Annotated in this window: 26 protein-coding genes; 8 read left to right on the forward strand and 18 right to left on the reverse strand. The window is 70.6% G+C overall.

What is annotated here, in order from left to right:
- Positions 1-342: 342 nt before the first annotated feature.
- Positions 343-2,634, reverse strand: coding sequence for a transglycosylase domain-containing protein (locus ACIRFL_RS02165; RefSeq protein ID WP_404023176.1), 2,292 nt, complete (start codon positions 2,632-2,634; stop codon positions 343-345).
- Between the two features lie 215 nt (positions 2,635-2,849).
- On the opposite strand from ACIRFL_RS02165, the gene ACIRFL_RS02170 reads away from it, so the two are divergent.
- From ACIRFL_RS02170 to ACIRFL_RS02190, 5 genes are all read left to right on the forward strand, one after another.
- Positions 2,850-3,785, forward strand: coding sequence for an SPFH domain-containing protein (locus ACIRFL_RS02170; protein ID WP_404023178.1), 936 nt, complete (start codon positions 2,850-2,852; stop codon positions 3,783-3,785).
- Positions 3,782-4,024 (forward strand): hypothetical protein, encoded by a 243-nt coding sequence (locus ACIRFL_RS02175; protein WP_404023179.1) that lies wholly within the window; start codon positions 3,782-3,784, stop codon positions 4,022-4,024. The genes ACIRFL_RS02170 and ACIRFL_RS02175 overlap by 4 nt, the downstream gene beginning before the upstream one ends.
- Positions 4,025-4,118: 94 nt before the next feature.
- Positions 4,119-4,643, forward strand: coding sequence for a PadR family transcriptional regulator (locus ACIRFL_RS02180; protein ID WP_404023180.1), 525 nt, complete (start codon positions 4,119-4,121; stop codon positions 4,641-4,643).
- Positions 4,640-5,329, forward strand: coding sequence for an ABC transporter ATP-binding protein (locus tag ACIRFL_RS02185; protein WP_404023181.1), 690 nt, complete (start codon positions 4,640-4,642; stop codon positions 5,327-5,329). The genes ACIRFL_RS02180 and ACIRFL_RS02185 overlap by 4 nt, the downstream gene beginning before the upstream one ends.
- Entirely contained in the window at positions 5,326-7,704 is a 2,379-nt protein-coding gene (locus ACIRFL_RS02190; protein ID WP_404023182.1) for an ABC transporter permease, read from the forward strand. Before ACIRFL_RS02185 ends, ACIRFL_RS02190 begins: the two co-directional genes overlap by 4 nt.
- 46 nt (positions 7,705-7,750) lie before the next feature.
- On the opposite strand, the gene ACIRFL_RS02195 is transcribed toward ACIRFL_RS02190, so the two are convergent.
- On the reverse strand, positions 7,751-8,695 hold the full coding sequence (locus ACIRFL_RS02195; RefSeq protein ID WP_404023183.1) for a LysR substrate-binding domain-containing protein: 945 nt from the start codon (positions 8,693-8,695) through the stop codon (positions 7,751-7,753).
- Positions 8,696-8,828: 133 nt separating this feature from the next.
- Here ACIRFL_RS02195 and ACIRFL_RS02200 point away from each other — a divergent pair, with 133 nt between their 5' ends.
- Both ACIRFL_RS02200 and ACIRFL_RS02205 read left to right on the forward strand, forming a co-directional pair.
- Complete coding sequence (locus tag ACIRFL_RS02200) at positions 8,829-9,383, forward strand: peroxiredoxin (RefSeq protein WP_404023184.1); 555 nt, start codon at positions 8,829-8,831, stop codon at positions 9,381-9,383.
- A 4-nt stretch (positions 9,384-9,387) separates the two neighbouring features.
- Positions 9,388-9,921 (forward strand): alkyl hydroperoxide reductase, encoded by a 534-nt coding sequence (locus tag ACIRFL_RS02205; protein ID WP_404023185.1) that lies wholly within the window; start codon positions 9,388-9,390, stop codon positions 9,919-9,921.
- A gap of 44 nt (positions 9,922-9,965) precedes the next feature.
- On the opposite strand, the gene ACIRFL_RS02210 is transcribed toward ACIRFL_RS02205, so the two are convergent.
- From ACIRFL_RS02210 to ACIRFL_RS02235, 6 genes are all read right to left on the reverse strand, one after another.
- A complete protein-coding gene (locus ACIRFL_RS02210) occupies positions 9,966-11,294 on the reverse strand; it encodes an AI-2E family transporter (RefSeq protein ID WP_404023186.1) in 1,329 nt (442 codons plus the stop codon).
- 147 nt (positions 11,295-11,441) lie between these two features.
- Positions 11,442-12,155, reverse strand: a complete 714-nt coding sequence (locus ACIRFL_RS02215) for a transglycosylase SLT domain-containing protein (protein ID WP_404023187.1) — start codon at positions 12,153-12,155, stop codon at positions 11,442-11,444.
- 460 nt (positions 12,156-12,615) lie between these two features.
- Positions 12,616-13,941 carry a PhoH family protein gene (locus tag ACIRFL_RS02220; RefSeq protein WP_404023188.1) on the reverse strand — a complete coding sequence of 442 codons (1,326 nt, stop codon included), beginning with the start codon at positions 13,939-13,941 and terminating at the stop codon, positions 12,616-12,618.
- A 377-nt stretch (positions 13,942-14,318) separates the two neighbouring features.
- Positions 14,319-15,092 (reverse strand): isoprenyl transferase, encoded by a 774-nt coding sequence (locus ACIRFL_RS02225; RefSeq protein WP_404023189.1) that lies wholly within the window; start codon positions 15,090-15,092, stop codon positions 14,319-14,321.
- 822 nt (positions 15,093-15,914) lie between these two features.
- Positions 15,915-16,727, reverse strand: a complete 813-nt coding sequence (locus ACIRFL_RS02230) for a class I SAM-dependent methyltransferase (RefSeq protein ID WP_404023190.1) — start codon at positions 16,725-16,727, stop codon at positions 15,915-15,917.
- A gap of 46 nt (positions 16,728-16,773) precedes the next feature.
- Positions 16,774-17,307 carry a GNAT family N-acetyltransferase gene (locus tag ACIRFL_RS02235; protein ID WP_404023191.1) on the reverse strand — a complete coding sequence of 178 codons (534 nt, stop codon included), beginning with the start codon at positions 17,305-17,307 and terminating at the stop codon, positions 16,774-16,776.
- Positions 17,308-17,499: 192 nt separating this feature from the next.
- On the opposite strand from ACIRFL_RS02235, the gene ACIRFL_RS02240 reads away from it, so the two are divergent.
- The gene (locus ACIRFL_RS02240) at positions 17,500-17,877 is read left to right on the forward strand and encodes a DUF192 domain-containing protein (RefSeq protein ID WP_404023192.1); all 378 of its coding nucleotides are present in this window, start codon (positions 17,500-17,502) and stop codon (positions 17,875-17,877) included.
- Positions 17,878-17,895: 18 nt separating this feature from the next.
- On the opposite strand, the gene ACIRFL_RS02245 is transcribed toward ACIRFL_RS02240, so the two are convergent.
- From ACIRFL_RS02245 to ACIRFL_RS02290, 10 genes are all read right to left on the reverse strand, one after another.
- Positions 17,896-18,483 (reverse strand): OmpA family protein, encoded by a 588-nt coding sequence (locus ACIRFL_RS02245; RefSeq protein ID WP_404023193.1) that lies wholly within the window; start codon positions 18,481-18,483, stop codon positions 17,896-17,898.
- A 52-nt stretch (positions 18,484-18,535) separates the two neighbouring features.
- Entirely contained in the window at positions 18,536-19,114 is a 579-nt protein-coding gene (locus ACIRFL_RS02250) for a hypothetical protein (protein ID WP_404023195.1), read from the reverse strand.
- 34 nt (positions 19,115-19,148) lie between these two features.
- On the reverse strand, positions 19,149-19,745 hold the full coding sequence (locus ACIRFL_RS02255) for a pilus assembly protein TadG-related protein (protein WP_404023556.1): 597 nt from the start codon (positions 19,743-19,745) through the stop codon (positions 19,149-19,151).
- A complete protein-coding gene (locus ACIRFL_RS02260; RefSeq protein WP_404023557.1) occupies positions 19,742-19,972 on the reverse strand; it encodes a hypothetical protein in 231 nt (76 codons plus the stop codon). The genes ACIRFL_RS02255 and ACIRFL_RS02260 overlap by 4 nt, the downstream gene beginning before the upstream one ends.
- Positions 19,973-20,085: 113 nt before the next feature.
- Positions 20,086-20,844 (reverse strand): response regulator, encoded by a 759-nt coding sequence (locus ACIRFL_RS02265; protein WP_404023197.1) that lies wholly within the window; start codon positions 20,842-20,844, stop codon positions 20,086-20,088.
- Positions 20,845-20,858: 14 nt separating this feature from the next.
- Positions 20,859-22,310, reverse strand: a complete 1,452-nt coding sequence (locus ACIRFL_RS02270; protein WP_404023199.1) for a sensor histidine kinase — start codon at positions 22,308-22,310, stop codon at positions 20,859-20,861.
- Between the two features lie 31 nt (positions 22,311-22,341).
- Positions 22,342-23,229, reverse strand: coding sequence for a DUF5936 domain-containing protein (locus ACIRFL_RS02275; RefSeq protein ID WP_404023201.1), 888 nt, complete (start codon positions 23,227-23,229; stop codon positions 22,342-22,344).
- A 36-nt stretch (positions 23,230-23,265) separates the two neighbouring features.
- Positions 23,266-24,210 carry a type II secretion system F family protein gene (locus ACIRFL_RS02280; protein WP_404023203.1) on the reverse strand — a complete coding sequence of 315 codons (945 nt, stop codon included), beginning with the start codon at positions 24,208-24,210 and terminating at the stop codon, positions 23,266-23,268.
- Positions 24,211-24,220: 10 nt separating this feature from the next.
- Positions 24,221-25,558, reverse strand: coding sequence for a CpaF family protein (locus tag ACIRFL_RS02285; RefSeq protein ID WP_404023204.1), 1,338 nt, complete (start codon positions 25,556-25,558; stop codon positions 24,221-24,223).
- Positions 25,559-25,576: 18 nt separating this feature from the next.
- Entirely contained in the window at positions 25,577-25,897 is a 321-nt protein-coding gene (locus ACIRFL_RS02290) for a TadE/TadG family type IV pilus assembly protein (RefSeq protein WP_404023206.1), read from the reverse strand.
- Between the last annotated feature and the right edge of the window lie 398 nt (positions 25,898-26,295).

Consider the following 26,295-nt stretch of genomic DNA (forward strand, 5'->3'; position numbering starts at 1 on the left):
CCGCTCTCGCTCCTCCAGCCGCCCCAGCACCGACGCCATCACACACCTCCAGCACGCCACCTCCACGGACGCACCGGATCTACCTCACCCGCCCCGGCATCACGCCTGACCAGCGCAAACCCAGCCACCACATTCGGTTTCGAGAAGCCCTCTAAGCGAAGCGCGCTTGGCTTACGCCGAGTGCGCTGCGCTGGCTGAGCAGCATCGGCAACTGCGGGCCCGCGGTCGCGCCGCGCTGGCTTGGGGCCGTCGGCAACTGCGGGTCCGTTGTGGTTGCTCGCGCCCACGCGGCGGAGCCGCAAATCAAGTACAGCCCCGCGCCCCTGACGGGGCGCGGTTCTGTTACTGCTCGATGGCTGGGTTTTGGGGGTCTTGGGAGGTTGGGTCTGTTGCCGTTTGTGATGGGATGGGAGGGGCACTGGTCGTGGGGGGTTGGGATGTGGGGGGTTGGGATGTGGGGGTCTGGGACGGGGTTTGGGAGGGGGGTTCTGAGGTCGGGGGGGTGGTGGTCGGGGTCTGGGACGGGGTCTGGGACGGTGGCGGGGTGTAGGTCGGGGTGTCCGTCGGCTTGACGGCCGCGCCCTGCGTGGTGTCCAGGTCGAACTTCGCCTTCTCCGTGACGCCGAACGTGTAAGCCGCCCAGATCTCCGCCGGGTAACCACCGCCGTTGATGCGGCCGTTGCCCGGGATCAGCCCGGTCGCGCCCATCAGCGTGGTGTGCTTGCCGGTCTTGGCCTCCTCACCGAACAGACCGACTGAGGTGACCAGGTCGGGCGTGTAGCCGGTGAACCAGGCGGACTTGTTCTCGTCGGAGGTACCCGTCTTGCCCGCCACCTGCTGCCCCTTGCGCAGCGGGTTGTCGGCCACCGACGTCTTGGCCGTACCGTCGTCGACCACACCGGTCAGCACCGAGGTCACCGTGTCCGCGGTCGTCCGGCTGATCACCTGTCCACCGACGGGGTCGGGCATCTCGACCGTACGGTTCCGCTTCTCCGCCGACTTGACGATCGACGGCGTCACCTTCTTGCCGTGGTTGTTCAGGGTGGCGTAGATCCCGGCCATCTCCAGCGGGCTGGCGCCCATGGAGCCCAGCGTCTGCGCGGGCACCGCCTGCATGCCCTTGGTGTCCATGCCGAGGTCCTTGGCGGTGCCCATCACCTTGTCCATGCCCACGTCGACGCCCATCTGCGCGAAGACCGAGTTCACGGACTTGTTCATCGCCTTCTGGACCGTGATGTCGCCGTAGTTCTGGTTGTCCTCGTTGGGCGGGGCGAAGCCGACCTTGGTGCCGTTGTCCGTGACCTGGTGGCGGCTGGTGCCGTCGTAGACCGTGTCGGCGTCGATCTCCTTGCCGTCCTGCGTCTTGGCCTTGTTCTCCAGCGCGGCGGCGAGGATCACCGGCTTGAACGTGGACGCGGGCTGGTAGTCGCGGCGCGTGGCGTTGCTGAAGTAGTGCTTGTAGTAGTCCTTGCCGCCGTACAGCGCGACGATCGCGCCGGTCTTCGGGTCGACCGATACGGCTCCGGCCTGGACGTCCCCGTCGACCTTGCGTTTCTTCGCGTCGAGCTTCCCGGTCAGCTCGGTCTTGACCGCCTTCTCCAGCGCGGCCTGCCGCTTCTTGTCGATGTTCAGGGTGATGGTCCAGCCCTGGTCGACGACCGCGCTCTCCGCCTGGGACTGGGTCAGTCCCTCCTGGTCCATCAGCTGCTGCTCCAGCTGCTTGTTGGCGAGGTCGACGAGATAGCCCTTCTGCCCGTCGAGGCCGGGGGCGCCCTTGGGGTCCTCGGGCACCGGGAACGTCATGGCGTCGCGCTCGCCCTTGCCGAGCCAGCCCTCCTCGACCATGTTGTCCAGGACGTAGTTCCAGCGCGCCTTCACCAGCTTCTTACCGGTCTCCGAGGCGACCGCCCAGTCGTACTGGCTCGGCGCCTGGAGCAGCGCGGCCAGATACGCGCCCTGCTCGACGCTGAGGTCCTGGGCGTCGACCCGGTAGTAGGCCTGGGCCGCGGCCTGGATGCCGTAGGCGTTACGGCCGTAGTAGCTGGTGTTGATGTAGCCCGCGAGGATGTCGTCCTTGGACTTCTGGCGGTCCACCTTCAAGGAGATGACCAGTTCCTTCAGCTTGCGCGTGACGGTCTGGTCCTGGTTGAGGTAGTAGTTCTTGACGTACTGCTGGGTGATGGTCGAGCCGCCCTGCTTGCCCTTGCCGGAGAGGGTGTTGAGCAGACCGCGGGCGGTGCCCCTGAAGTCGACGCCGGAGTCCTTGTAGAAGGTCTTGTTCTCGGCCGCGACAAAGGTCAGCTGGACCTTCTTCGGCACCTTCGACAGGTCGACGATCTCCCGGTTGACCTCGCCCTTGCGGGCCAGGATCGTCCCGTCGCTGTACTTGTAGACGTTGCTCTGGCGCTGGGCCGCCGCGTTGCCCGCGGGAACGTCCACCATCAGATACAGCACGACGAAGGCGCCGATGCCGAGCAGGCACAGCCCGAGGAACGTGCCGAGGATCTTCTTCCAGGTGAACAGCCTGCGTATGCCGCTCTTGCCAGACCGGCCGGCCGCTCGCGACGAGCGGCGCCTGGGCGCTGCGCGGTGGCCACCGCGTTGTCGCGCTCGTCTCTCTTCCGCTCGTCCCATGGATCAGCTCGCTCCGCTTCGGTCTCGGTCAGCTCAGAAAGCTAACACCCGTCTCTATGACAAAGAGCCTTCGATCCGCTCTTTTGCGGACGTGACAATCAGCACCAGCCCCACCGGGTCCGACGACCCAGAGGCGTGGAGGGTTGCCTGCAGGGGTAAAGTGTTATCACTTTGCTAGTACGCAAGCAGACATCACGAGAACGGGGGGACCACCCATGTCCGCACGTGAGACGCCCGCCACCGCCGACATCCCGGAGATGCCCGCACCACGGGTGCGGGAGATCACAGCGCACAGCATCGGCGGCGGGCTCGCCCTGCTGCTCGGCCTGGTCGGCCTCCTGCTCGGCGTCGGGATGACCGTGAGCGCGACCGCGGTCGACGGGGGCGGGGCGAAGGCGGCCCTGATAGTCGTCGGCATCCTGGTGGCCCTCGGCGCCTTCCTCGCCATGTGCGGGCTGAACATGGTCGCGCCGGGCGAGGCCCGCGTCGTCCAGCTCTTCGGCCGCTACCGGGGGACGATCCGGCAGGACGGACTGCGCTGGGTGAACCCCCTCACCTCGCGAACGAAGATCTCGACCCGTGTCCGCAACCACGAGACCGCGGTACTCAAGGTGAACGACGCCTACGGCAACCCGATCGAACTGGCCGCGGTCGTGGTCTGGAAGGTCCGGGACACCGCCCAGGCCGTGTTCGAGGTCGATGACTACGCCGAGTTCGTCGCCACGCAGACCGAGACGGCCGTGCGGCACATCGCCATCGAGTACCCCTATGACGCGCACGACGAGGACGGCCTCTCGCTGCGCGGCAACGCCGAGGAGATCACCGAGAAGCTGGCGGTGGAGCTGCACGCGCGCGTGGAGGCGGCCGGGGTGCAGATCATCGAGTCGCGCTTCACGCATCTCGCCTACGCCCCCGAGATCGCCTCGGCGATGCTCCAGCGGCAGCAGGCCGGCGCGGTCGTCGCGGCCCGGCGGCAGATCGTCGACGGGGCGGTGGGCATGGTGGAGGCGGCGCTCGCCCGGATCGCGGAGCGCGACATCATGGAGCTGGACGAGGAGCGGAAGGCGGCGATGGTGTCCAACCTGATGGTGGTGCTGTGCGGGGACAGGGCACCGCAGCCCATCCTGAACACCGGGACCCTCTACCAGTGACGGACTCCGCCGAGACACCGAGGCGTCGGCCGCAGCAGCGCAAGCAGGTGCTGCTGCGGCTCGACCCGCATGTCTACGAGGCGCTGGCCCGGTGGGCCGGGGACGAACTGCGCTCGGCCAACGCCCAGATCGAGTTCCTGCTGCGCCGGGCGCTGGCGGACGCGGGCCGGCTGCCGAAGGAGACCGGGCCGCTGCCGCGGCGCGGCCGGCCTCCCGCATCGGATGTATCGGAACCGTGACAATCGGCTCCGACCTGCGCACTCGTACGCCCGGTCGCGATCACTGCACTCCGCGTATACACGCGGCGTATACACGGTGTGTAGAGTCCCCGGCATGTCCATCGGTCACACCCTTCTGGGACTCCTGGAGTCCGGCCCCCGACACGGCTACGACCTGAAGCGGGCCTTCGACGAGAAGTTCGGTCACGATCGGCCGCTGCACTACGGCCAGGTCTACTCGACGATGTCCCGGCTGCTGAAGCACGGGCACGTCGAGGTCGACGGAATCGAGGCGGGCGGCGGCCCCGAACGCAAGCGGTACGCCATCACGGACGCCGGGATCACCGACGTGGAGCGGTGGCTTGCGACACCCGAGAAGCCGGAGGAATACCTTCAGTCCACCCTCTACACCAAGGTCGTCCTCGCGCTGCTCACGCACCGCGACGCCGCCGTCGTCCTCGACAGCCAGCGCGCCGAGCACCTGCGCACCATGCGGATCCTGACCGACCGCAAGCGCAAGGGCGACCTCGCCGACCAGCTGATCTGCGACCACGCGCTGTTCCATCTGGAGGCCGACCTGCGCTGGCTCGAACTGACCACCGCGCGGCTCGGCAAGCTCCGAGAGGCGGTGGCCCGATGACCCCGCCCCCCGGTTCCCTGCTCGCCGCCGAGGACCTGCGCAAGGCGTACGGGCCGACCGTCGCGCTGGACGGCGCCTCGTTCTCCATCCACCCCGGCGAGGTCGTCGCCGTCATGGGCCCCTCCGGGTCCGGCAAGTCGACACTGCTGCACTGCCTGGCCGGGATCGTGCCACCCGACTCCGGTTCCATCACCTACGCGGGCCGGGAACTGGCGACGATGAACGACGCCCAGCGCAGCCTGCTGCGCCGCTCCGAGTTCGGGTTCGTCTTCCAGTTCGGCCAACTCGTACCGGAGTTGACCTGCGTGGAGAACGTCGCCCTGCCGCTGCGGCTGAACGGCAGGCCGCGCAAGGAGGCCGAGCGTGCCGCGCTGGGCTGGATGGAGCGGCTGGAGGTCGACGACCTGCGGGGCAAGCGGCCCGGCGAGGTCTCCGGCGGCCAGGGGCAGCGGGTCGCCGTGGCCCGGGCCCTGGTCACCGAGCCGCGTGTGCTGTTCGCCGACGAGCCGACCGGCGCGCTCGACTCGCTCAACGGCGAGCGGGTGATGGAACTGCTGACGGACGCGGCCAGGTCCACCAACGCGGCCGTCGTCCTCGTCACCCACGAGGCCCGGGTGGCGGCCTACTCGGACCGCGAGGTCGTCGTACGGGACGGGAAGTCACGGGACATGGAGCGCGTCGTATGAGCGCCCGGCGGGAGCAGCCGCCCGGCGGGGCCGTGCCGCGGCGCTGGGGCGGGCTGCGGGATCTGGCCCTCGGGGCCCGCTTCGCCGTCACCGGCGGACGCGAGGGCTGGGTACGGCTGCTGCTGACGGCCGCCGGCGTGGGGCTCGGCGTGGCCCTGCTGCTGCTGACGACCGCGGTGCCCAACGCGCTGTCGGTGCGCCACGACCGCGAAGAGGCCCGCGTGGACTACACCTACGGCACCACGGTACGGCCCCGCTCCGACGCCACGCTGCTGATCGCCGACGTCGACACGGAGTTCGGGGACAAGACGGTGCGTGGCCGGCTGGTGGAACCGGAGGGGCCGCGGGCCCCGCTGGCGCCCGGACTGGACCGGTACCCGGCCAAGGGCGACATGGTCATCTCGCCCGCGCTGCGGGACCTGCTCGCCTCCGACGACGCGCGGCTGCTGCGCGAGCGGCTGCCGTACCGGATCGTCGGCACCATCGGGGAGAGCGGGCTCATCGGCTCGCACGAACTCGCCTACTACGCGGGCGCCGACGGGCTCGCGGACCGGATCGACGGCTCCCAGGTGGGCCGCATCACCGAGTTCGGCGACCCCAACCCGACGGACCAGCCCGCCGATCCGGTACTGGTCCTGCTCGTCCTCGTCGTCTTCGTGGTGCTGCTGATGCCGGTGGCCGTGTTCATCACCGCGGCCGTACGGTTCGGCGGCGAGCGGCGCGACCGCAGACTGGCCGCGCTGCGCCTGGTGGGTTCCGACAGCCGGATGACCCGGCGGATCGCCGCGGGCGAGGCGCTGGCCGGTGCGGTGTTCGGCCTCGTCCTCGGCACCGTCTTCTTCCTGATCGGCCGGGAGGTGGCGGGCTCGGTCGAGATCCTCGGCATCAGCGTGTTCCCGAGCTATATGAACCCTTCCCCGCTGCTGGCCGCGCTCGTCGTGTTCGCGGTCCCGGCCGCTGCTGTCCTGGTCACCGTGCTCGCCCTGCGCGGTGTGGTGATCGAGCCGCTGGGCGTGGTCCGCACGGCGCGGCCCGCGCGCCGGCGCCTGTGGTGGCGGCTGCTGCTGCCGCTGGGCGGCCTCGCGCTGCTCTATCCGATGATCGGCCAGGGCCGGGACAACGGGAACTTCAACCAGTACCTGGTCACCGGCGGGGTCATACTGCTGCTGGTGGGCATCACGGCGCTGCTGCCATGGATCGTGGAAGCGGTCGTCGCCCGGCTCGGCGCCGGCTCGGTGGCGTGGCAACTGGCCGTCAGAAGGCTCCAGTTGAGCAGCGGCAGCGCGGCCCGCATGGTCAACGGCATCGCCGTGGCGGTGGCCGGCGCCATCGCCCTGCAGATGCTGTTCGCCGGAGTGGACGACGACTACACCAAGCAGTCGAGCAACGACCTCACCCGGGCGCAGATGCAGCTGAACGTGGCGAGGGACATCGACCTCGCCGCGGCGGCCGACCAGTTGGCGGCGACCCGGGGCGTGCGCGGGACGACGGCGCTGGCCCACTCCTCGGTCAGCGACACATCGTGGCGCAAGGACCCGGAGCGCAGCGCCGGGCTGACCGTCGGCGACTGCGCCGCGCTGCGCGAGGTCGCGTCACTGCCCTCGTGCCGGGACGGCGACGCCTTCGCCGTGCGCGGCCTGGAATGGGACACGGACACCCCGAAGCTGGCCAAGCCGGGCACGAAGCTCTACGTCGACGACTCGTACGGCAACCGGCCGGGTGACGGCGGCATCCCGCTGACCGTGCCGGCGGGCCTGAAGCAGGCCCGGGCGATCGACTCTCCGAACGGCGGTTTCACCAGCGGCTTCCTGCTGACCCCTGGCGCGCTGCCCGCGAAGGCCGCCGGGGTGATGGGCGGCACGATCTATCTGTCCTTCGACGCGTCCGTGCCCGACGTCAAGGAGTACATCCGCAACACGGCCGCGCGGATCGACCCGCGGATCGACCCGATGCTCTGGTCGGCCACCGAGCAGTCCGCGAGGTTCACCTCCATCCGTACCGGACTGTTCGTCGGCGCCGCCTGTGTGCTCGCGCTGATCGGGGCCAGCCTGCTGGTCTCGCAGCTTGAGCAGTTGCGCGAGCGCCGGAAGCTGCTGTCGTCCCTGGTCGCCTTCGGCACCCGGCGGCGCACGCTGGGCCTGTCGGTGCTGTGGCAGACGGCGGTGCCGATCGCGCTCGGTCTGCTGCTGGCCACGGTGGTGGGCCTGACCCTGGGCGCCGTGCTGCTGCGGATGACCAGCACCGCGGTGAGCGTGGACTGGGCGAGCGTGCTGTCGCTGACCGGCTTCGGCGCCGCCGTCGTCATCGGCGTGACCCTGCTCAGCCTGCCGCCGCTGCTGCGGCTGATGCGCCCCGACGGGCTGCGTACCGAGTAGCGGGGCGCCGCGCAGGACCGGGGCCCCTTTCCGCGGGAAGGGGCCCTCAGCCGTGGGCGAGCAGCCGCACGGGCAGGGGGCGCAGCGCCTCCCGCAGGGCGGCCGCGAGTTCCCGGTACTCGGCGCCGCGGGCCGCGCCGGTGCGCATGGCGAGGGCGACCCGGCGGCTCGGCGCGGGATCGGCGAAGTAACCGGTGAGCAGCCGGGCACTGCGGCTCGTCTCGACCGTGACGGCGGTGCGCGGCAGCAGGGTGCAGCCGAGCCCGCCGGCCACGAGCTGGACGAGGGTGGAAAGACCCGCGGCGGTGGTCGCCACCGGGGCGTCCGCGCGGCCGGCCTCCCGGCAGATGTCCAGGGCCTGGTCGCGTAGGCAGTGCCCCTCGTCGAGGAGCAGCAGGTTCAGCTCCCTGAGCGCCTCGCGGGGAATGCCCTCCCGGCCGCCGAGCCAGTGCTCCGGGGGCGTGACGAGCACGAAGTCCTCGTCGAAGAGGGGCAGTTCGGTGACGCTGGGGACGCCGAGCGGGACGGCGAGCAGCAGCAGGTCGAGCCGGCCGCCGGTCAGCCCCTCGACCAGGCTGGCGGTCTGCTCCTCGTGCACCTGGAGGTCGAGGTCCGGGTACCGGTCGTGGACCAGGCCGAGGACGGTCGGCAGCAGATAGGGGGCGACGGTCGGGATCACGCCGAGCCGCAGCGCGCCGGTGAACGGCGCCCGCACCGCCTCCGCCTCCTCCAGCAGCGCGGCGACCTCGGTGAGCACCGCCTTCGCCCGTGCGGCCAGCCGCTCACCGGCGGGCGAGAGCAGCACCTTGCGGGTCGTACGCTCCAGGAGGGTGACGCCCAGGGTCTCTTCGAGCGTGGCGACGGCCCCGGACAGCGCGGGCTGGCTCATGCCTATCGCGGCGGCGGCGTCCCTGAAGTGCAGATGCTCGGCGACGGCGGCGAAGGCGCGCAACTGGGACAGGCTGGGCTGCCTCCGCTTACCTGCGGTCACTGATAGCTACCTCCGATCAACACGACTGAGTGTAGCTATTTCCCGAATCAATGCCGTCTGTGTCACCATCAGCACCGTCCAACCCATGGGAAACGCCCGTGACCGGGGCGTTTCCTCGCTGCAAGGAGAGCGCGTGCTCACTGTCGGTGACAAGTTCCCCGAGTTCGACCTCACTGCCTGCGTCTCGCTGGAGAAGGGCAAGGAGTTCGAGAAGATCAACCACAAGACCTACGAAGGCAAGTGGAAGGTGATCTTCGCCTGGCCCAAGGACTTCACCTTCGTGTGCCCGACCGAGATCGCCGCCTTCGGCAAGCTGAACGAGGAGTTCGCCGACCGCGACGCGCAGGTGCTCGGCTTCTCCGGCGACTCGGAGTTCGTCCACCACGCCTGGCGCAAGGACCACGACGACCTGCGCGACCTGCCGTTCCCGATGATGGCCGACTCCAAGCACGAGCTGATGCGCGACCTCGGCATCGAGGACGCGGAGGGCTTCGCCAAGCGCGCGGTCTTCATCGTCGACCAGAACAACGAGATCCAGTTCTCGATGGTGACCGCGGGCTCGGTCGGCCGCAACCCGAAGGAGGTCCTGCGGGTCCTGGACGCCCTCCAGACGGACGAGCTGTGCCCGTGCAACTGGAGCAAGGGCGACGAGACGCTGGACCCGGTCGCGCTGCTCGCCGGAGAGTGAATCCGTGTCCCTCGACTCCCTCAAGTCCCGCGTACCGGACTACGCGAAGGACCTGAAGCTCAACCTGGGCTCGGTCATCGGCAACTCCGACCTGCCCGCCCAGCAGTTGTGGGGCACGGTGCTGGCGACGGCGATCGCCGCCCGCTCCCCCATCGTGCTGCGCGAGCTGGAGCCGGAGGCGAAGGCCAACCTCTCGCCCGAGGCGTACACGGCCGCCAAGTCGGCCGCCGCCGTGATGGCGATGAACAACGTCTTCTACCGCACCCGCCACCTGCTCTCCGACCATGAGTACGGCACCCTGCGCGCGGGCCTGCGGATGAACGTCATCGGCAACCCCGGCGTCGACAAGGTCGACTTCGAGCTGTGGTCCTTCGCGGTGTCCGCCATCAACGGCTGCGGCATGTGCCTGGACTCGCACGAGCAGGTGCTGCGCAAGGCCGGTGTGAGCCGCGAGGTCATCCAGGAAGCCTTCAAGATCGCCGCGGTGGTCCAGGCGGTGGGCACCACCCTGGACGCCGAAGCGGTGCTCGCCGAATAACCCGCAACGCGGCACACGGTGGTTCCGCGCGCTCCGGGCCCCGCTCACCCTTGGTGGGCGGGGCCTTCCGCGTCCGCCGCAACCGGCTCCTGCTGGACCGCGGGCGGGGCCGGGCGCGCCCGGCCGGCGCTGCGCAGGGCCTGCTCCTCGGAGTAGGCCCGCAGATAGCCGACCACCGTGTTGGTCACCGCCACCAGGGGTACGGCGACCACGGCGCCGCCGATGCCGGCCACCATGCCGCCCGCGGTGACGGACAGGACGACGGCCAGGGGATGCACCCGCACCGCGCGGCCCAGGATGAAGGGCTGCAGGATGTGCCCCTCGATCTGCTGGACCGCCAGGATCACCACCAGCGTCATGCCCGCGGTGAACACGCCCTGGGTGACGAGGGCGACCACCACGGCCAGCACGCCCGAGGCGACCGCGCCCACGAGCGGGATGAACGAGAACAGGAAGATGAACACGGCCAGCGGAACGGCCATGGGGACGTTCAGGAAGTAGATGCCGAGCCCGATGAAGATCGCGTCGATCAGCGCGACCAGCACCGTGCCGCGGACGTAGGCCGTCAGCGTGCGCCAGGCGCGCGGGCCCGCGCCGGCCACGCCCGGCCGGGCCGCGGCCGGCACCAGCTTCAGCGCCCACTGCCAGATCCGGTCGCCGTCGTAGAGCAGGAACAACGTCGAGAAGAACACCAGCAGAATGCCGGTCAACGCCTCGACGACGACCTGAACTCCCTCCAGTCCGGCCGACGTTATCTGGTCGGTGTTGGCGCCGATCGCCTCCCGAAGGCTCTTGGCGATCTGGTTGATCTGCTTGTCCGTGACATGGAACGGGCTCTGCAGCAGCCAGCGGCGCAGATCGTCGATGCCGCTCTGGACCTGGTCGGAGAGCGTGTCGATGTTCTCCATGACCTGCCAGGTCACGAACCAGCCGATCAGCCCCATCACGATGAAGCCGAGGATCGCGGTGAGTGCGGTGGCCGGGCCGCGCGGCACGCCGTGCCGTTTCAGCCGCCCGACCGTGGGCTGCAACAGGGCAGTGACCAGCAGCGAGATGACGAACGCGAACACCACGAGTTGTACGGAGCTGATGACGCGCATCAGCACCCACACCGTGCCGGCCAGCACCAGCAGCCGCCAGCCCGCCTCGGCCGCGACCCGCACGCCCCAGGGCACCGCCTGCGCGGGGTCGGGGCGGACGATCCGGACCTCGGCCGCGTCCTGGTGGTCGTCGGACAGCGGCTCCTCGGCGGGCGCCTGCGGTGGTTCCTCGGCGTGCTGCCGCTCCGCCGCCACCCGCCGCTCGTCCAACCGCTCCCCCATCTGCGTCAGTCCGGCTCCGATCCGGCCGAGCCATCCTGGCACTCGCGACATGATCCGTCCTTCTCCCGCATGTCCCCGGGTGCGCCCCACCACTCCTCCCAGGAATCGTCCGTCCGACCGTACACGGCAACAGCCCCTCCCCGTAGGACGGGAAGGGGCTGTGCGGGGTTGAGAGGGAGGCGGCGAACCGCTGTTCGCCTAGTACCAGTGGTTGGCCTGCCAGAACGACCAGGCGTCACAGGGACTGCCGTAGCGGTCGTTCATGTAGTTCAGGCCCCACTTGATCTGGGTGGCCGGGTTGGTCTGCCAGTCGGCGCCCACGGAGGACATCTTGGAGCCCGGCAGCGCCTGGAAGAGGCCGTAGGCGCCGGAGGAGGCGTTGACGGCCCGGTAGTTCCAGCCGGACTCGTGGTCCACGATGTTGCTGAAGCACTGGAACTGGCCGCTCGCCACCATCTGCCGCGCCATCGCCTGGATCTGCGCGACCGAGTAGGAGCTCTGGACGGAGAAGCTGGCGGCGCCGACGCTCTGGCTGCGGCTGGCTTCCTTCGCGGCCTCCTCGCGCTCCTTGGCCGCCTTCGCCGCCTTCTCGGCGGCCTCCTTCTTCGCGATCGCGGTCTCGGCGGCCGCCTTGCGGGCCGCCTCCTCGGCGTCCTTCTTGGCGCTCGCGTCCGCGGCGATGGCCTGCGCGTCCGCCTGCTGTGTCAGGGACGCGGTCTGCACCTGGGCCTGCTGACCCGCGGGTATGTCCGCGAGAAGCGTCGCGTCGGTTGCCGTCGCCTCGGCGTCGTTGTTCTGCGCGACGCTGCCCGAGGCAACTCCGACGACGCTTCCGACGGCGGTGACCGCGGTGGCCGAGGCCACTGCGAATCCCCGGACCGAAATCCGGCTCACACGGTTTCCTTCCAGCATCGCCCGCTTCGGTGACCCTGGCGGACGCAATCGTGCCCCTGACGCTGGCCTCCCAACTGCGGGGTCACGGGAGGCACGGGCCCGGTGGGCAACTCCCTGCACGGGAGCGCCGCATGGTGCTCGGGCGGCATACGACGACGCTATGGAGTTGACCGTGGTGCCTGGGTGCTGCCGTACCTCCCCCACAGCCTTAAGGGCGTGGGAGGTGCCCCCAGGGGGCACGACTGTGTCGTATGCGGGGCCTGACAGGAGTGAGACTCTGCCGTAACCCGGCGCCGGTAGGCAATTCCGAGTTGCGTGTGAAAGCTCACATCTCGTTTGGCCCCGGTGTTTTCAGGAACCCCCCACACACCACGGCGCCGCCCGGCTAGGCTCATGGCTTTGCCGGACGGCGCCAACCAGCGGGTAACCGACCCAAGTCGACCAATCAGGTCAGACGTGCCGGGTCGGATGTCTCGGGTCAGATAGGTCCGTCCTCCAGCATTTCGGTCACGAGCGCGGCGATCTGGGACCTTTCGGACCGGGTCAGCGTGACATGCGCGAAGAGCGGATGCCCCTTCAGCTTCTCCACCACGGCGACGACACCGTCGTAGCGGCCGACCCGCAGATTGTCCCGCTGCGCCACGTCATGGGTCAGCACCACCCGCGAGTTCGCCCCGATCCGGGACAGCACGGTCAGCAGTACGTTCCGTTCCAGCGACTGCGCCTCGTCCACGATCACGAACGCGTCGTGCAGCGAACGCCCCCGGATGTGGGTCAGCGGCAGGACCTCCAGCATCCCGCGCGCGGTGACCTCCTCGATGACCTCACGGCTGGTGACCGCCGACAGCGTGTCGAACACCGCCTGCGCCCACGGGCTCATCTTCTCGGCCTCGGTGCCGGGCAGATAGCCCAGTTCCTGCCCGCCGACCGCGTACAGCGGACGGAAGACCATCACCTTCTGGTGCTGACGGCGCTCCAGGACCGCCTCCAGGCCCGCGCACAGCGCCAGCGCCGACTTGCCGGTGCCGGCCCGGCCGCCCATGGACACGATGCCCACGTCCGGGTCGAGGAGCAGATCGAGGGCGATCCGCTGCTCGGCGCTGCGGCCCTTGATGCCGAACACCTCCCGGTCGCCGCGCACCAGGCGGATGGTGCCCTCCGCCGTCACCCGGCCGAGCGCCTTGCCCCGCTCCGACTGGATCGTCAGACCGGTGTGCACGGGCAGGCCGGCGGCCTCGGGCACCTCGGCGTGCCCCTCCTCGAAGAGGGTGTCCACCTGTTCGGCGGACAGGGTCAGCTCGGACATGCCGGTCCAGCCGGAGGAGTCCGTGATGGCCAGCTCCGCGCGGTACTCCTCGGCGAGCAGACCGACGGACGACGCCTTGATGCGCAGGGGCAGGTCCTTCGAGACGACGGTGACGTCGAACCCCTCGGCCTGCAGATTGCGGGCGACGGCGAGGATGCGCGAGTCGTTGTCCCCCAGGCGGTAGCCGGTGGGCAGCACGCTGGGATCCGAGTGGTTGAGCTCGACACGCACGGTCCCGCCGAGGTCCCCGATCGGGATGGGGGCGTCGAGACGGCCGTACCGCACCCGGTAGTCGTCGAGCAGGCGCAGCGCCTGCCGGGCGAAGTAGCCGAGTTCGGGATGGTGCCGCTTGGCCTCCAGCTCCGTGACCACGACGATCGGGAGCACGACCTCGTGCTCGTCGAAGCGGGTCAGGGCGTTCGGGTCGGCCAGCAGGACGCTGGTGTCGAGAACATAGGTGCGCCGGTCGGGCTTGTGGCGCTTTGTGCTGGTCACCACGGAAGGACGTACCCCCTCGGATGAGGTCGGGGAGCGACGGGACGGAAGCTGGGCCGGGAGGGCGGGAGAAACCAGGCCGGTCGCCGGCCGCACCGCACACGCGCGGGCCGGGGACCGGCCCTCCGCGGCTGCTTCCGTGCAGTGACGGCACGGTCGGGCTGGTGCAAAGGGCCTCCCGGGCGGGCGGCCCCGTGCCGCCCGCTGAGATCCGACACCCGTGGTTCGGGTGTCGACCTGTTTGCCTTATGCCCTGGAAGATGCATTGCCATGCAAGTGCATGGGACGGCGCGCCGATGAACACCTCGTTGCCGCCACCCCACCAGGGGCGTACGGAATGTGTGCCGTGCGGGGCGCCCGGGGCCCGCTATCGCGCTCGTTCAGCCGCCGTAGCGCCGGTGCCGCGCCGCGTAGTCACGCAGCGCACGCAGGAAGTCGACCTTGCGGAAGGCCGGCCAGAAGACATCACAGAAGTAGTACTCGGAGTGAGCCGTCTGCCACAGCATGAAACCGGACAATCGCTGCTCGCCGCTGGTCCTGATCACCAGATCGGGGTCGGGCTGGGCGCTCGTGTAGAGGTGGCGCCCGATCATGTCGATGTCGACGGAGTCGGCCAGGTCCTCCATGGTGACGCCCCTGTCGTGGGCGTCCAGGAGCATGGAGCGCACGGCGTCGGCGATCTCCTGCCGGCCGCCGTAGCCGATGGCGACGTTGACCAGTATCCCCTTGACGTGGGCCGTGGCCTCCTCGGCCTCCTTCAGCGCCAGCTGCATCGGGGAGGGCAGCAGGTCCGGGGTGCCGACGTGGTGGACGCGCCAGCGGCCGTCGGCGGCGAGCGTGCGCACGACGTCCTCGATGATGCCGAGGAGCGGGACCAGCTCTTCCTGCGCGCGGTCGAAGTTGTCCGTGGACAGCAGCCACAGGGTGACGACCTCGACGTCCGTCTCGGAGCACCAGCCGAGGAATTCGCCGATCTTGTCCGCACCGGCCCGGTGGCCGTGGACGGTGCTGGATCCCGCGGCCTTCGCCCAGCGCCGGTTGCCGTCCATGATGACGCCGATGTGCTTGGGCACCTGAGCGTGGTCCAGGTGGCCTTCCACCCGGCGCGCGTACAGCCTGACCAGGAGGCCGCGCAGCTTGTCGCGCAGGTTCACGTGATGTCAGCCCCTCCGTACGGTGCGGGTGCGTCCCCGCGGGCCCGAAGCCTACTCCTGCGGGGCCTCGGCACGGTTTCGGGGTGCGCGCCGCGGTGGGTCGTCCGCACCCCGGTGAGGGGGACGGCGCACTACGGCCGAACGGTTCCGTCCCCGGCGACGGATGACGCCTCGGGGGCGGGGCGCGGGCCGGGGAGCGAGGCGGGTGGGGCGTGGCAGGCGCACAAAGAAAACGGGCCGGTCCGTGGGGGGGGGAGACGGACCGGCCCGAGGGGGGGTTTCCACCATAACCCTTCGTAAGGGATCCCGTGTGCATCGGCGTGCCACAATTACTCTCCGGAGTCGCCCCGCGACGCCCTGAGGGCGGCGGAACCCCTTGTTCAGGGCCGCTCCATGGCCGATTCACAGCGGAATCCCAGGCGGCCGGCCCGCGCACGGGATGATCGGCAGGCGCGGCGCGTCCCGGCGCCGCTGCGGACAGTCGCCACGCCGTCCCTCCGATGGGCTACTCCGGCAGCGAACGGTGGCTTGACGGGCGCACGGGTGCATACCGGCACCGCGCAGCCCCCTCCGCCACGCGGTGCCGACCGCGCGGCTTTGCTCACGCGAATTGCCTTGGTCTGAACTTACGTGAGGGCACCCCGCAGATGCGAGCCGTTTGCGATAACGATGTGGAAACCCCGCCGACACATGTGCCCCCGCGCCGGCCCGCGGGCGCGTACGATGCCCCGGCCCCGTCACCGCCGCCGAGCCTCCCCCGAGCGGCGATTCCCGGCCAATTCTTCCGTCCGGCTCGCAGGCGCCCGGCTCGGGCGGTCAGCGCTACGGTCTACGGGCGTCGAAGAGGTGCCGGGTGCTGTGCGCGACGAAGGGCCCCTCGGCCTCGATCCGCTCGTGCAGGGCCCGCAGCCGGGGCTCGTACTCCTCGACGGTGAAGCCCGGGACCATCCAGACGACCTTGCGCAGGAAGTGCACGACGGCCGCGATGTCGTGGAACTCCATGCGCAGCCGCTCGGCCCGCAGGTCGACGACCTGAAGCCCGGCCCGCTCGGCGTCGGCGCGCTCACGGTCGGGGTGGCGGGCGGTGCGGCTTCGCTCCGGTTGCGGCCCGAGGAAGAACTCGACCAGTTCGAAGACGCTGGCCGGTCCCACGTGCTGCGCGAAGTAGGTTCCGCCCGGGGTCAGCACACGGGCGATCTCGTCCCAGTACGGTCGCACGGGGTGCCGGCTGAGCACCAGGTCGAAGGCCCCGTCGGCGAAGGGCAGCGGCGCGTCGTCCGCCGCCGGGACGACCACGGCGCCGCGCGGGCGCAGCAGCGCGGTGGCCCGGGCCACGTTCGGCGGCCAGCCCTCGGTGGCCGCGACCAGTGCGGGCCGGGCCGGGGCCGCCGTGGCCAGCGCGAAGTCAAGGACCTCGCCGCCCCCGGTCTGGAGGTCCAGCGCGGCCGTGGCACGGGCCAGTCGGCCGGCCGCCGAGCGTGCGTACCCCCAGGACGGCCGTTCCTCGCTGGCGCGCCCCTCGAACCAGGAGAAGTCCCAGCCCTCGGTGGGCACGGCGGCGCCCTCCGCGACGAGGTCTTCGAAGGAACGGGGGGAACCAGGGGAACGGGGATCTCTCGGGTGTGTCCGGTCCATGCACGGATCGTCGCAGGGTGCCACAGGCGGGCGCCGCTGCTTTTTCTCACGGTGCGACCTCGCGCACCTCCTCCGCCGCGGCCGTGACGGGGACGGCCGGGGTCCGCAGGACGAGCAGGAGGTGTACGTCGTCACCGTGGCGTACGGTGCCGGCGTCCTCGAAGCCGTGCCGTCTCAGGAGCCGGACCGATGCCGTGTTGCCGGAGAACGGGTCGGCGTACAGGGGCCGGGTGCGCTCCTGACGCAGGAAGAGACCGAGGGCACGGGACCCCAGGCCGCTCCCCCAGTACGCCCGCCCCAGCCAGTAGCCGAGGAACCGCCGGTCGTCCTGCGACCAGGAGACGATGTTGCCGGCCACCTCGCCGTCCACGATGACGGTCCGCACCAGGCAGCCGGGGTCCGGCAGCACCCTCGACCTCCAGTGCGTCAGGAAGGCGTCCCGCTCCCGCGGTGGGAACCTCGACCGGCGCACGGCCTCCGGATCGTGCTCGTAGGCGAGGAAGGTCTCCAGGTCGGCGTCGACCACCTCGCGCAGCCCCACGACACGGGGCTCGGCGCCCCGCGCGGCCTCTTCACTCATCTCTGCGCCCTCCTCTGCCGCACTCCGCCCTGGAGTCCGTCTTGGTGTCCGTCATGGAATCCGGTCATCGGAAAGGAGTGTGGCAGGACCCACTGACAATCCCGGGCGCCCCGTGTCGCTCGACCGTCGTGTCGTGCGGAGGGGGCCTGGTGGGGGGCGGAGGGGTACGGTTTTTGGGGAGGTGGGGTGGGGATGCGGCGTTGGCGGGACGGGCGTGCGGAGTTGGTGGTGTACGGGCTGCGCGGGGGACGGGTGTCGGTACCGCTGGAGATCGCGGGCTCCTATCGGGCCCGTACCAAAGGGCTCTTGGGGCGCGATGCGGTGGACGGGGCGATGCTGCTCTCCCCCGCGGGGAGCGTGCACACCTTTCGCATGCGGATGCCCATCGATGTCGCCTACCTCGACCGCCGCCTCACCGTGATCGCCGTACGCACCATGCGGCCGGGACGGCTCGGCCTGCCCCGGCTGCGGTCACGGCATGTGCTGGAGGCCGCGGCCGGGGCCATGGCCGGGTGGGGCATCGAGGCGGGGGCGCGGGTGAGTGTGGAGGGGGCGCGGGACGGCCGGTGAAGGGCCGCCCGGACGGGGTCAGTTCGCCGAGCGCGGGAAGGAGACCTCGACCCTTCTGTTCTTCTTCCGGCCCGACTCGGTGGAGTTGTCCGCGATCGGGTACTGCTCGCCGTAGCCCCGTACCTCGAAGGTGACGTTCGCGTCGTTGAGGTCCTGGTCCAGGACCGCCTGTACGGCGTTGGCCCGCTGCTTGGACAGGACGTCGCCGTGGGCCGAGGAGCCCAGGTTGTCCGTGAAGCCGAACACCCGTACCTGCGTCGCCCTCTGGTTCTTGATCTCCTCGGCGATCGAGGCGATACGGGCCCTGGCCTCCGCGCTCAGCCTGGCGCTGTCCTTGCCGAACAGCACCTCGGCCTGGAGGGCGAACTTCACGTCCGCGTTGGTGTCCTCGCGGCGTTCGTCGCCGCTCTGGTCCTCCACCACGGACTTGATGTCGAGCACCTTGGGAGAGGCGAGCGTCGCGCCCTCCGGCAGCTTCAGATCCGGGTCGTTGGGGTCGACCTCGACCGGCGCGGAGGCCGATGCCTCGGTACCCGGCGGAACACTGGGGTCGGACTCGTCGGCGCGGGCGGGGGTGGCGGCGTGGAGGGAGGCGCCAAGAAGCACGGCGGCCCCACTCACGGCCAACGAAACCCGGACTACGGTGATCACGTCCACCTCACCCGGAGATCTGGACGGTGCCGCTGGGGAACGTCGGCAGTTGGAAGGTCACCTCGGTCGTGCTCGCCGGCGGCGCCGGGAACTGCAGGAAGACGGGGACGGTGTCCCCCGCCCTGACCGTCTGGACCCCGGTGGTGGTGAGGGGGCGGCCGTCCGTGTCACGCAGGACGTAGTAGCGCTTCCTGCTCTTGGAGTCCACCAGGGTGGCTCCGCCGAACGACTGGCCGTTCTTCATGATTTCGGTCTCGTTGCCCGTGAGCTGTGACGAGAGCACGGCGTCCTTGCCGCCGTCGTTCTTGAGTTCCGCGTTCACAGTGACGAATCCGCCGGAATCCCGCTGCGCCGACGTGATCTTCAAGTTCAGACCGTCCGGGCCCCTGAGCTCGGCCAACGGCTCTTCCGACTGGCCTTCTTGAGCACTCGGCCCGGATCCCCGGTCCTGTGCGGACGTCGGCTTCTCCGGCTTCTTGTCGTCACCGCCACCACCGCCGCAGCCAACCGAGCAGACGGCCAGCCCCACCGCAACGGCCAAGGCGGCCATCCCTCTGCGAGCCCTCGCAGTGAACCGAATGCTCATGACTCCGCTTCCTTCTCGACTCGTCGTTCGCTTGTCACTCGGCCAGGTGCACGTCGAAAAGGTCCTCGGGACCCGGGAGATCAGCGAGATCATCCGGATTGAGGTCCCAGTTCCGATCTTTGCAGGTGAGCTGCGGCAGTGCGCTGTCCTCGGCGTCTTCATCCAGCGGGTCGAAGGTGCACAGCGGCTCTATCACGGCCGTGGCGGACGCCGTCGACTTCACGTCCTCCGTACCGGGCACTACGGAGTGCCCGACGGGCTTGTCGGTCTGGACGTCGACCCGATAGGTGAGCGGATCGAGCGCCTCGCAACTCCGTACCGTGGCATCGTTCTGAGCGGCGAACTGCTCGGCGCGCCAGCACGAGGGATGCAACGCCACGTTGCCGTCGAAGACGACCTGCCACGTGGTGGGATCGAGCACGTCCTCCAGCCATGCGCCGGCGAGTTGATCTCGGGCGTTCTGAGCCGCGGCGAGTGCCGCCGCGTCCGCCGCCGTCTGGGCGCCGTTCCGGTTGGCCGCGGCTTGGCCGATCGCGAGATAGGCCAACGCGAGAAAGAGCAGGCCCGCCACCACCGTGATGTAGATGGGGAAGGCCTGCCCTGCGTCTTTGGACCCGCGCCGCCGCGTCAGGTGATCTGGGTGATCTTGGCCTTGATCTTGTCGAGGATCGTCTTGCCGATGTCCGTTCCGGTGATCGCCAGGACGATGGCCACCACGACCGCGATGATGCCCAGGTACTCGACCGCGGTCTGCCCGCTGTCGCCGGCGCGGCGCCGAACCGCTTCGACCGTCGTGTTCTTCCAGCCGTTCAAGCGAACCTTCGCCGCCACGGCAGTCCTCAGCATCAGGTCGCTCATCGTGCTCCCCTCCGGGTTCGCCTTCGATCCGGTGAACGTACGATGCCGTGCCGCGTTCGGCACAGGGTCCCAGGGCCCATTGCCGGGCCCAACGTCCGTCGCGGTGAGTCATGTCAGGCCACCCCCAGCCATTTGGCGGCCGCCTGGGCGCGGCTGGTGCTGTGGAGTTTGGCGAAGATGCGGTTGATGTGGTTCTTGACCGTCTTCTCGCTGATGAAGCACACGGCGGCGATCTGCTGGTTGTTCAGTCCGGACGCGACGAGGTCCATGATCTCCGCCTCCCTCGTGCTGAGTTGGTAGCGCGACCGCATCGAGGGTCCCACAGCAGGTTGCAGTTGCGAAATGTTTTGTGGAGAAGTACGTCCGGAGTTGTGGGCGAGTTCAGGCTCGGCGTGTGCAGTTGCATGCGCTCGTTGACGTAGGGGCGCCATCAGCGCCCCGGCCGCCGCCGGCGTGAAGTGCGGACGCCCCCGGGTGATGTCCCGTACGGCGGTGACGAGTTGGTCCACGGTGAACTCGCCGTGCACCAGATAGCCGCCCGCGCCCAGCCGCACCGCCTCCTGGACGATCTCCGTCTCGTGGCTGTAGGTGAGCATCATGACCGGGGCCAGCCGCGCCAGGTGAGGCAGCGCCGACAGTCCGTCGACGCCGGGCATGCGGACGTCCAGGAGGACGACGTCCGGGCGGTGCTCCAGGACCGCTTCCCACGCCGCGCGGCCGTCCGCGGCCTCCGCCACGACCGTGGTGTCGTCCCGGCCGCCGAGGAGGGCGGTCAGGCCCGCTCGGACCACCGGGTTGTCGTCGGCGACCACGATCCGGAGCGGTGCGGCGGGGACGGTCGGGGGAAGGTGCTCGAAGGGGTTCACCGGCATCGGGGTGCCTCCTCTCATGCGTCTTGGGCCTCGTGGGCCGGTGCGGGGGTGGGGGGTGTCAGCGCCGCGAGCGGCAGTTCCAGCAGGATCTCGGTGCCCTGGGCGTGGTCGCCCCGGCCGATGTGCAGGCGGGCGCCGACCGTAGCGGCGCGTTCGGCCATGCCGACCAGGCCGAAGTGGCCGGTGCGGCGCAGTTGTTCGAGGGTGCTGCCGGGCGGCAGGCCCCGGCCGTCGTCGTGCACGCTCAGCCGCAGCAGCCCGCCCTGGACGTCCGCCCGTACCTCCACCCGGCTCGGCGCCCCGTGCCGGTAGGCGTTCTCCAGGGCCTCGGAGACGATGGCGAGGAGGTGCCGGGCGACCGCCGGCGGGACGGGGGGCAGGGGCCGCTCCCCGGTTCGGTTGCAGTCGGTCCGCAGTCCCGTGCGGGTGCGGAACTCGGTGGTGAGCGCGGTCAGTTCAGGCAGCAGTTCGGTGCCGTGCCCGGGGTCGTTCTCGCGGCGCAGGTCGGTGAGCAGTTCCCGGGCCTCGGCCGCCGCCCGGCGGGCCGAACGGGACACCAGTTGCGCCTGCTGTTCGATCAGGGCGGGGTCCGTGCGGGCGCCCGCGGCGGCCGAGGCGGCCAGACCGTCGGCCGCGAGGGCCACCCCGTGCAGGGTCTTGGCCACCGAGTCGTGCATCTCCCGGGCCAGCCGGGCGCGTTCGGCGCTCACCGCCTCCGTGACGGCGAGCCGGGCCTGCACCGCCGTCAGAGCCTGGGTGGCGGCGCCGAAGCGGAGCATCAGGTTGCGCAGGGTGGAGCCCATGGCCCCGGCGATGACGCACAGGCCGGGCAGCAGCAGTGACTCGGCGACATCGGTCCCGCGGCCCTGCTCCAGGGTCGCGTGGACCAGGAGCAGGATCAGGGACTGGAGCGAGGCGAAGCAGGCCGCGCCGCGCCAGCTGTAGAGGAGTCCGGCGAGCAGGGGGGTGCAGACGCTGACGTAGGCGAGGGTGGTGTCCGGGCCCGCCGAGACGAGCAGGAGGGAGCCGACGAGGGTGTCCGCCGCCAGCAGGGTGGGGTGGCGCAGGAGGAGCGGGCCGAACCGTGCCCAGTCGCGGAACAGGACGTACGACACCATGAACGTGATGACGACGGCGCCGCCGACCAGGCGGGCGCCGAGGCCGGGGGACGCGTTGACCAGGGCGGCGGGGGCGGCCAGCGCGATCATCGCGAGGCGGAAGCCGAAGACCTGCCGGCACATCGCCTGAAGGGCGCGCAGTTGCAGTTTTTCGGGGGCGGTGTCGGGCCGGGTCATGTCCTCCAGCCGTTCCGGGCCGGCTGCGCGGCCGAGTTCCCGGCCCGGCGGGTGCGGGTGGGTCTGTCCGGTGTCGGCCTGGTCCGTCGCCCCGCGGGACGGCGAACGTCTCGTCCACCCGGGCAGGCGTGCGCGGCGGCGTCCGGCCGCACCGCCTCTCGTCACCGTCACCGCGCTCACCCCCGCCCCTCCCGCTCCCCGTCTACTTGCCCGTGATGGAGCCGAAGTCCACCCCGGAGCCCAGCAGGAGCCCGGCGCCCAGCAGGAGCATCGTGGCCGGGACCATGAACGTGGTGATCATCAGCGTGGCCTTGGGCACCGCCCGGGCGGCCTTGCGGCGGGCGTTCTGTGCGTCGGTGCGGCGCATGTCCTTGGCGAGGGCCACGAGGGTGTCGACGATCGGCGCGCCCAGTTCCTCGCCCTGCTGCAACGCGGTGACGAACATGGCGACCTGCTCGGAGTCGTTGCGGCGGCGCAGTTCCGCGAAGGCCTGGCGGCGGCTCATACCGAGGTCCATCTGGCGCAGGGTGATGCGCAGTTCGTCGGCCCAGGGGCCCTCGTACCTGGCGGCGACCCGGTCCAGGGCCTGCCGGAAGCCCAGCCCCGCGCTCACCACGACCGCGAGGACGTCCAGGAAGTCGGGAAGCGTGCGCTCGATGACGTCCCTGCGGATGCGGATCGCCGACCAGATGCCGACCTCGGTCCAGAACGCGCCGAAGGCGAGCAGGAGCAGCGCGAGGAGATACTGGCCGCGCATCAGCATCACCAGGAAGCCGACGCCGCCGAGCGCGCCGTAGACGGCCCGTCGTGCCGCGTACCGGTCGATGGTCAGACCGCCCGGGTTGCCCGCGAGGTCGATCCTGCGGCGGTACCTGGCGACCCGTTTGGGTCCCATCAGGCGCAGCACCGCGGGGGCGTAGCGCATGCCCATGCGGTCGACCAGCGAGCCGACGGCGCCGGTGCGGGTGGCGCCGACCTCCAGGGCCACGGCCAGGTCGCGCGGCAGCTTGGCCTCCGCGCGGTACATGCGGATCCCGGCGAACACGCCCCAGACGCCGAGGCCTGTCACCGCCGCCAGCAGAAGTCCCATGCGGATCCCCTCCTTCTTCTCCGTGCGGACCGGTGCTCAGACGTCGATACGGCTCATACGGCGGATGAGTACGAATCCGACCGCGTACATCGCGAACGCGACGACCACGCTGGCCTGGCCGATCGGCGAGCCGGTCATCCGGTCGAGGGCGCCGTCCTTGACGCCGTTCATGAGGAACAGCGCGCCCACGCCGAGCGCGGGGACGGCGTACGACGTCATGGTCACCTGGGAGAGCTGGGTGCGGATCTCGCGCCGGGTCTCCTTGCGTTCCTCCAGTGTCTCGGTGAGGTTGCGCAGCGCGCTGACCACCTGGCCGCCCGCGCGGTTGGACAGCACGAGGGTGGTGACCAGGACGACCAGTTCGCGCGAGGGCAGCCGGTCGGCGAGTTCCCCGAGGGCGTCGTCCATCGAGTGGCCGATCGCCAACTGGTCGGAGACCTTGGCCAGTTCCTCGCCCGCGGGTGCCTCGAGCTCCTCCGCGGCCAGGCCGATCGCGGTGCGCAGGGCGAGGCCGGCCTGGGTGGCGTTGGCCAGGATGCGGGCGAGTTCCGGGAGTTGGTTGATGAAGCGTTCGATGCGCTTCTGCCGCTGCCAGTTGAGGAACAGCAGGGCCGCCCACACGCCGGCCAGCCCGACGAGCGGACCGAAGAAGGGGGCGAGGACGGCCTGGCCGATCAGCCACAGGGCGGCGACCACGGCGAGCATGGTCGCGAAGAACTCGCCGGGTGTGACGTCCAGGCCGGTGGCCAGGAGACGCAGTTCCAGCTGCCGGCCGAGCCGGGTGCGGCGCAGCCGGCGGTCGAGGGTGCCAAAGCGGCGCCTGCGGCCGGTGACCGGGACCTGGCCGGTGTGGCTGAGGCGTTCGACGAGGGCGGCGCGCTGAGCCCGGCCGGAGGCGTAGGTGTGTACGCCGACGACGGCCAGGACGCAGGTCAGCAGGGTGACGCCGGTGGTGAGCGTGACGAGCGTGGACAGTTCCATGGATGCCTACCTACCTGGCCTCTCGGGTGGCGAGCTGGTCCGCGCTCTGGGCGACGCCGAAGGCCGGCGGCAGGGGCTGGCTCGCCATGTAGAGGCGGTCGGCGGTGCGGCGCGGGAGGGGGAAGTACTGGAAGGTGCCGTGGACGCGGCCGTCGGGGGTCATGGGCCGGGCGTCGAAGCGGGCCACCGTGGCCAGCCGGTACGGCTCGCCGCCGTGGCTGTCGAGCAGGGCGATCTCGGTGATGCGGCGGGCGCCGTCGGCGAACCGGGTGAGCTGGACGAGGACGTCGACGGCGCTGTTGATCTGGTCGTGCAGGGCTACGAAGGGCACCTCGACGTCGGACATGGAGGCGAGGGTCTGCAGCCGGGTGAGGGCGTCCTCGGCGCTGTTCGCGTGCACGGTCGCCAGAGAGCCGTCGTGGCCCGTGGACATCGCCTGAAGCATGTCCAGGGACTCGCCGCCGCGGACCTCGCCGACCACGATGCGGTCGGGGCGCATGCGCAGCGAGTTGCGCACCAGGTCGCGGATGGTGACCTGGCCCTTGCCCTCGACGTTCGGCGGGCGGGACTCCAGGCGGACGACATGGGTCTGCTGGAGCTGGAGTTCGGCCGAGTCCTCGATGGTGATGATCCGCTCGTGCGCCGGGATGAGTCCGGACAGGGCGTTGAGCAGGGTCGTCTTGCCGGTGCCGGTGGCCCCGGAGACGATGATGTTGAACTTCGCCTGCACCAGGCCCGCGAGCAGGAACACCATGTGCTCGTCCAGGGAGCCGAAGCCGATCAGCTCCTGGAGGGTGAAGGAGCGCGGGAAGCGGCGGATGGTGAGGATGGGGCCGGTCAGGGACAGCGGCGGGATGATGACGTTGACCCGCTCGCCGGACGGGAGCCGGGCGTCGACCATCGGATTGGACTCGTCCACACGGCGGTTGACCGTCGAGACGATCCGCTCGATCGTCTGCATCAGCTGGTCCGCGGAGACGTAGCGCAGCGGCAACTGCTCGACCCGGCCGCCGCGTTCCACGAAGATCGCGTCGGGGCCGTTCACCATGATCTCGGTGATGGACGGGTCCTCCAGCAGGGGTTCCAGGATGCCGAGGCCCAGCGCCTCGTCCACGACCCGCCGGATCAGCTGGGAGCGTTCGGCCGTCGACAGGACCGGGCCCTCGCGGCTGATGATGTGGCCGAGCACCCGCTCAAGTCGGGCCCGGCGCTCCGCCGCGGCGAGGGAACTCATCTCCGCGAGGTCGATCTCCTCCAGGAGCTTGGCCCGGTAGGTGGCGACCAGGTGGCCGTCCTCGCCCCGGCTGCCGTGCTCCTCGGGGGAGTTGATGCGTGCCCGCAGGCTCATGGCTGGGCTGCTCCTCGTTCAGTGGTCGAGCGGCATGGTGGCGGACTTGCGGGCGTCCCCGAAGTTCCAGCCGAGGACGACCGAGGGGATGTGGACGGTGGCGGTGACCTGGACCGAGTCGCCCAGCTCCGCGGTGGCGCACTGCGTGCCGTCGGCGAGCCAGTCGCTGACCGCGCCCGCGCATGCCTGGCCGACGTCCTGCCGCAGCGAGGCGGCCCGCGCCCCCGCGCGCGCCGCCGTCCCCGCCTGCTGCGCGGTGTACGCGACGAGCCCGAGCTGAATGCCCGCGAGGGCGACGAGCAGCAGGACCGGGATGAACCCCAGATACTCGATGGCCACCTGTCCCCGATCCCACCGCCGGACGCGCAGAACACGGCCGCCCCGAACGCGGACGCGAAGCCCCCCGTACCGGCGAACGCGCGGCGCACTGTCCGCACGTCGCGCGCGCAGGTCGCGAAGGCGGGCGGCGACTTGGCCGAGACCGGTGCGGGAGGGGATCGCGACCCGGACGTCCCGGACCACGCGCGGGGCGAGGTCGCCGTGCCCGGCGGCCGCCACCGGAGGGTCGGTGCGGCGAACACCGGCGCGGCCGGGCCGGATATGAGGGCCGACTCCGACGCCCGAGGACGCAGCCCCGGAGAACCGAGCACGCAGGGTACGGAGGCCGGGGCCGACAGAACGCTCGGGGGCACCCCGACCGACCCGGACCCCAGAACCCCGACGCCCCACGCCAAGGG

This window comes from Streptomyces sp. NPDC102462 (assembly GCF_044765425.1).
Taxonomy (GTDB): Bacteria; Actinomycetota; Actinomycetes; order Streptomycetales; family Streptomycetaceae; genus Streptomyces.

Coding starts and splice junctions, on each gene's coding strand:
- ACIRFL_RS02170 (WP_404023178.1), top strand. CDS start 2,850: ATGTCCGCACGTGAGACGCCCGCCACCGCCGACATCCCGGAGATGCCC.
- ACIRFL_RS02180 (WP_404023180.1), top strand. CDS start 4,119: ATGTCCATCGGTCACACCCTTCTGGGACTCCTGGAGTCCGGCCCCCGA.
- ACIRFL_RS02275 (WP_404023201.1), bottom strand. CDS start 23,229: ATGGGACTTCTGCTGGCGGCGGTGACAGGCCTCGGCGTCTGGGGCGTG.
- ACIRFL_RS02230 (WP_404023190.1), bottom strand. CDS start 16,727: ATGGACCGGACACACCCGAGAGATCCCCGTTCCCCTGGTTCCCCCCGT.
- ACIRFL_RS02210 (WP_404023186.1), bottom strand. CDS start 11,294: ATGTCGCGAGTGCCAGGATGGCTCGGCCGGATCGGAGCCGGACTGACG.
- ACIRFL_RS02260 (WP_404023557.1), bottom strand. CDS start 19,972: ATGAGCGACCTGATGCTGAGGACTGCCGTGGCGGCGAAGGTTCGCTTG.
- ACIRFL_RS02235 (WP_404023191.1), bottom strand. CDS start 17,307: ATGAGTGAAGAGGCCGCGCGGGGCGCCGAGCCCCGTGTCGTGGGGCTG.
- ACIRFL_RS02165 (WP_404023176.1), bottom strand. CDS start 2,634: ATGGGACGAGCGGAAGAGAGACGAGCGCGACAACGCGGTGGCCACCGC.
- ACIRFL_RS02280 (WP_404023203.1), bottom strand. CDS start 24,210: ATGGAACTGTCCACGCTCGTCACGCTCACCACCGGCGTCACCCTGCTG.
- ACIRFL_RS02185 (WP_404023181.1), top strand. CDS start 4,640: ATGACCCCGCCCCCCGGTTCCCTGCTCGCCGCCGAGGACCTGCGCAAG.
- ACIRFL_RS02250 (WP_404023195.1), bottom strand. CDS start 19,114: ATGAGCATTCGGTTCACTGCGAGGGCTCGCAGAGGGATGGCCGCCTTG.
- ACIRFL_RS02265 (WP_404023197.1), bottom strand. CDS start 20,844: ATGCCGGTGAACCCCTTCGAGCACCTTCCCCCGACCGTCCCCGCCGCA.
- ACIRFL_RS02240 (WP_404023192.1), top strand. CDS start 17,500: ATGCGGCGTTGGCGGGACGGGCGTGCGGAGTTGGTGGTGTACGGGCTG.
- ACIRFL_RS02215 (WP_404023187.1), bottom strand. CDS start 12,155: ATGCTGGAAGGAAACCGTGTGAGCCGGATTTCGGTCCGGGGATTCGCA.
- ACIRFL_RS02285 (WP_404023204.1), bottom strand. CDS start 25,558: ATGAGCCTGCGGGCACGCATCAACTCCCCCGAGGAGCACGGCAGCCGG.
- ACIRFL_RS02190 (WP_404023182.1), top strand. CDS start 5,326: ATGAGCGCCCGGCGGGAGCAGCCGCCCGGCGGGGCCGTGCCGCGGCGC.